A 4,109-nucleotide genomic window follows, 5' to 3' on the forward strand; every position below is an offset into this window, starting at 1 on the left:
GCAGCCGCAGAGCCGGGCCGGAGGGGAGGGTCCGGGGGTGTCTCCTCGGACTGCGCACCTGAGCTCTGTGCAAACGTTTCTGCGGGGGGCGTGCGCAGTCCTGCGGGGACACCCCCGGACCCTCCCCTCCGGCCCGGCTCTGCGGCTGCCTGTCGCGGTGGGTGAGCAAACCCCCGGGGTACGCCGTCACGCACGGGCGCGCAACCGCCCGCAGGGAGACCTGCACACGCCCCACGACGGCACCAGCACGCCGCAGGCGCGGGAGCCGTCACAGCAAGGTCAGCACCCGCGGCCCGGCCGCGGTGATGGCGACCGTGTGCTCGATGTGCGCCGCCCGGCTGCCGTCGACCGTGCTGAGGGTCCATCCATCCGCCCTGGTGTGGTATTCGTCCCGCCCCCCAGCCATCAGCATCGGCTCGATCGCGAGAGCCAGCCCCGGCTTGAGGGGGAAGCCGCGCCCGGCCCGCCCGCGGTTCGGCACGTGGGGATCCTCATGCATGCGCCGCCCGATCCCGTGCCCCCCGAAATCCGCCGGCATTCCGCAGCGCGCTTCCCGCGCGACCGTTCCGATCGCGTGCGAGATGTCACCGATGCGGTTGCCGGCGACGGCCGCGGCGATGCCGGCGTCCAGGGCCCTGCGGGTCGCGGCGATGAGGTCCAGGTCGGCCTGGCGGGGGGTGCCGACGGTGAAGGAGACGGCGGCGTCGCCGGTCCAGCCGTCGAGTTCAGCGCCGCAGTCGACGCTGACGAGGTCGCCGTCGCGGAGCCGGTAGTCGGTGGGGATGCCGTGGACGATGGCGTCGTTGACCGAGGTGCAGATCACGGCGGGGAAGGGGGTGGGGGCGAAGGACGGCCGGTAGCCGAGGAAGGGGGATCCGGCGCCGGCTTCGGTGAGGACGGCGCGGGCCGCCTCGTCGAGTTCCCGCAGCGACACCCCGACGGCCGCTGCCGCCTCGGCGGCGGCGAGTGCCCGGGCGACGACCCGGCCCGCCTCGCGCATCGCGTCCAGTGCCGTGTCGGTCTTGATCTCCACCATGGTGCGGCTCCCTTGTCTCCAATACTTATACCGGTATTAGTATCACGGGCATGGTGAGAACTCCTTTGACCCCGTGGGAACACCGGCGCGGAGAGCGGTTCGGCGCGCTGATGCGCCAGGCGCGCGGTGATCGCAGCATGGTGGAGGTCGCCGCGGCCGCGGGAGTGTCCGCGGAGACGCTGCGCAAGATCGAGACGGGCCGGGCGCCGACGCCGGCCTTCTTCACGGTGGCGGCGCTCGCCGCCGCGGTGGGGCTGTCGCTCGACGACCTGGCCGCCGCGTGCGGCCAGGAGGCCGAGGAGGAGGTGGCTCTGTCCGCGTGAGTCAGGCCGGGTCGGACGGGTGCGGGGCGAGGAGCGGGAGGCCGCGGGCGAGGCGGGCCTCGCAGGCGGTGACGAGTTCGGCGTAGCCGGCTTCGCCCATGAGTTCGGTCAGCTCGGCGCGGTAGGAGACGTAGACGGGCTCGCCGCCGCCGTGGGCCGAGGTGGCGGAGGTGCACCACCAGTGCAGGTCGTGGCCGCCGGGGCCCCAGCCGCGGCGGTCGTACTCACCGATCGAGACGACCAGGACGCGGCTGTCGTCCGGCCGGTCGACCCAGTCGAACGTCCGGCGGATCGGGAGCTGCCAGCACACGTCCGGCTTGGTCTCCAGCGGTTCGCGGTTCTCGCGCAGGGCAAGGGCGTGCAGCGCGCAGCCCTGGCCGCCGGAGAAACCGGCCCGGTTGGAGAAGATGCAGGCGCCGTCCACGACGCGGGTCTGCCGCTCGCCGTCCTCGTTCTCCTCGGTCCAGGAGCCGCCGGCGCCGGTGCCCAGCCCGTGGAACTGCCAGGTGTCCGGGGTCAGCCGGGCCATATGCCCGGCGACCCGCTTCTCGTCGTCGTCATCGGAGAAGTGCGCGCCGAGCGAGCAGCACCCGTCGTCGGCTCGGCCGGCCACGATCCCCTGGCAGCCGCTGCCGAAGATGCAGTTCCAGCGGGAGGTCAGCCAGGTCAGGTCGCACCGGAAGACCTGTTCCTCGTCGGCGGGGTCGACGAATTCCACCCAGGCACGGGCGAAGTCGAGGCCTGCCTCGTCAGCCGTCGCCACCGGTCCGGTCTGCTGCACGCCCTTGCGGGTCTTCGCCTTTGCCACGGGCCCAACCCTAAGACCGGAATGCGCCGAATACGGTCACCCGCCACCCCCGATCGTTTCCCGCCGCCCCGCACCGCCCTCGCACGGTCGTTCCCGACCTGCCGGATGAACGCCAGTGGCAGGGATGCTTCACCCGGACGGGGGATGATCTCCGGGGGGCGTGGCCATGAGGATGGTCACATGGATCCCGAACTCGAAGCATTCATCCCGCTTGTCCCCCTGCCCGACTTCTCCGATCCGGTCACCGAGCGCAAGAAGCTCGCCGAGCGGGTCGCCGCAGGGCCGGCGCCGGACATCACGGGCTTGGAGATCGAGGACCGCATGGTGCCCGCCGATCCCGATGTGCCGGTGCGGATCTACCGGCCGCGGCAGGCGCAGGGCGCCGTCATCTGGCTGCACGGCGGCGGATGCGTCATGGGCGACTTGGACACCGAGCACCCGTGGGCCAGCCGGATCGCCCAGGTCTCCGGCGCCGTGGTGATCTCGGTGGCCTACCGCCTGGCGCCGGAGAATCCGTTCCCGGCCGCGCTGGACGACGCCTTCGCCGTACTGGCCTGGGCGGCGGCGCAGGCCGGTGAAGTCGGTGTGGAACCGGACCGTATCGCGGTCGCGGGCCACAGCGGCGGCGGCGGGCTCGCGGCGGCGCTGGCGTTGCGGGCGCGTGACCAGGGCGGGCCGCCGATCCGCTTCCAGCTGCTCCATCAGCCCGGGCTCGACGACCGGCAGGAGACATGGTCGGCACGCCACTTCACCGACACCCCCTCGTCCAACCGGCACAACGTCACCACGTCGTGGGGCCATTACCTGGGCTCCACGCCCGCTTCCACCCCCTACGCGGTGGCGGCGCGGGCCGAGGACCTGTCCGGCCTGCCGCCCGCCTTCATCGCCACCGCGGAGTTCGACCCGAACCGCGACGAGGACATCGCGTACGCGCTGCGCCTGCTCCAGGCCGGCGTACCCGTCGAACTGCACCAGTGGCCCGGCACCTTCCACGGGTCGCAGGTGATCGCGTCCGCCGAGGTCTCGAAGCGGCAGATCGCCGAACTGGGCGACGTCCTGCGCCGTGCCCTTGCCCCCGGAAAGTCCTAGCCGCGGGCGGCCTTTCCCGGGGGGAACACGGCAGCTCCCGGCGCTGACTACAGTGCTGCCCATGCGACTGGGAGTGCTCGACGTGGGGTCCAACACCGTTCACCTGCTGGTGGTGGACGCGCACCCGGGCGCGCGGCCGCTGCCGGCGTATTCGCACAAGGCGGAGCTGCGGCTCGCCGAACTGCTGGACGAGGACGGCGCGATCAGCCAGGACGGGGTCGACCGGCTGGTCGGGACGATCGCGGACGCGCTGCGGGTCGCGGAGGACAAGGGAGCCGAGGACGTGCTGCCGTTCGCCACGTCGGCGGTGCGCGAGGCGGCCAACGGCGAGGCGGTGCTGGCGCGGGTCGAGCAGGAGACCGGGGTGCGGCTGACCGTGCTGTCCGGCGAGGACGAGTCACGGCTGACCTTCCTCGCGGTACGCCGCTGGTTCGGCTGGTCGGCGGGCAAGCTGCTGGTGCTGGACATCGGCGGCGGCTCGCTGGAAGTCGGCTACGGCATGGACGAGTACCCGGACGCGGCGGTGTCGCTGCCGCTGGGCGCGGGCCGGCTGACCGGCGGGTGGCTGCCGGGGGACCCGCCGTCCGCGCAGGACGTGCGCAAGCTGCGGCGGCACGTCAGGGCGGAGATCGCCAGGACCGTCGCGGAATTCGCCCGGCTCGGACCGTCCGACCACGCGGTGGGGACGTCGAAGACGTTCCGGCAGCTGGCCAGGATCGCGGGCGCGGCCCGCAGCGCGGAGGGGCTGTACGTGCAGCGGGTGCTGCGCAGGGAAGCCCTGGAGGAGTGGGTGCCGCGGCTGGCCGGGATGACGGCGCAGCAGCGGTCCGGGCTGCCGGGGGTCTCGGAGGGG

5 protein-coding genes are annotated in these 4,109 nt (G+C 73.1%); 3 read left to right on the forward strand and 2 right to left on the reverse strand.

Annotated features, from left to right (window positions below; all coding sequences use genetic code 11):
- Nucleotides 1-268: 268 nt before the first annotated feature.
- Entirely contained in the window at nt 269-1,036 is a 768-nt protein-coding gene (gene map, locus V7E46_RS32760; protein WP_333771808.1) for a type I methionyl aminopeptidase, read from the reverse strand.
- A gap of 50 nt (nt 1,037-1,086) precedes the next feature.
- Between map and V7E46_RS32765 the strand changes: the two genes are divergently transcribed.
- Nucleotides 1,087-1,359: a helix-turn-helix transcriptional regulator gene (locus V7E46_RS32765; protein WP_329175890.1), complete on the forward strand. Its 273-nt coding sequence runs from the start codon at nt 1,087-1,089 to the stop codon at nt 1,357-1,359.
- A 1-nt stretch (nt 1,360) separates the two neighbouring features.
- On the opposite strand, the gene V7E46_RS32770 is transcribed toward V7E46_RS32765, so the two are convergent.
- Nucleotides 1,361-2,167 carry a hypothetical protein gene (locus tag V7E46_RS32770; RefSeq protein WP_333771809.1) on the reverse strand — a complete coding sequence of 269 codons (807 nt, stop codon included), beginning with the start codon at nt 2,165-2,167 and terminating at the stop codon, nt 1,361-1,363.
- Between the two features lie 180 nt (nt 2,168-2,347).
- Here V7E46_RS32770 and V7E46_RS32775 point away from each other — a divergent pair, with 180 nt between their 5' ends.
- Both V7E46_RS32775 and V7E46_RS32780 read left to right on the forward strand, forming a co-directional pair.
- The gene (locus V7E46_RS32775; protein WP_333771810.1) at nt 2,348-3,256 is read left to right on the forward strand and encodes an alpha/beta hydrolase; all 909 of its coding nucleotides are present in this window, start codon (nt 2,348-2,350) and stop codon (nt 3,254-3,256) included.
- 61 nt (nt 3,257-3,317) lie between these two features.
- Nucleotides 3,318-4,109 (forward strand): Ppx/GppA phosphatase family protein (locus V7E46_RS32780; protein ID WP_333771811.1); only part of this gene is annotated, 792 nt, incomplete at its 3' end.

Source organism: Streptomyces sp. IBSBF 2435, from assembly GCF_036815005.1.
Taxonomy (GTDB): Bacteria; Actinomycetota; Actinomycetes; order Streptomycetales; family Streptomycetaceae; genus Actinacidiphila.

Excerpts from the sequence above, each read along its gene's own strand:
- map (WP_333771808.1), bottom strand. The coding sequence starts at position 1,036 with ATGGTGGAGATCAAGACCGACACGGCACTGGACGCGATGCGCGAGGCG.
- V7E46_RS32765 (WP_329175890.1), top strand. The coding sequence starts at position 1,087 with ATGGTGAGAACTCCTTTGACCCCGTGGGAACACCGGCGCGGAGAGCGG.
- V7E46_RS32775 (WP_333771810.1), top strand. The coding sequence starts at position 2,348 with ATGGATCCCGAACTCGAAGCATTCATCCCGCTTGTCCCCCTGCCCGAC.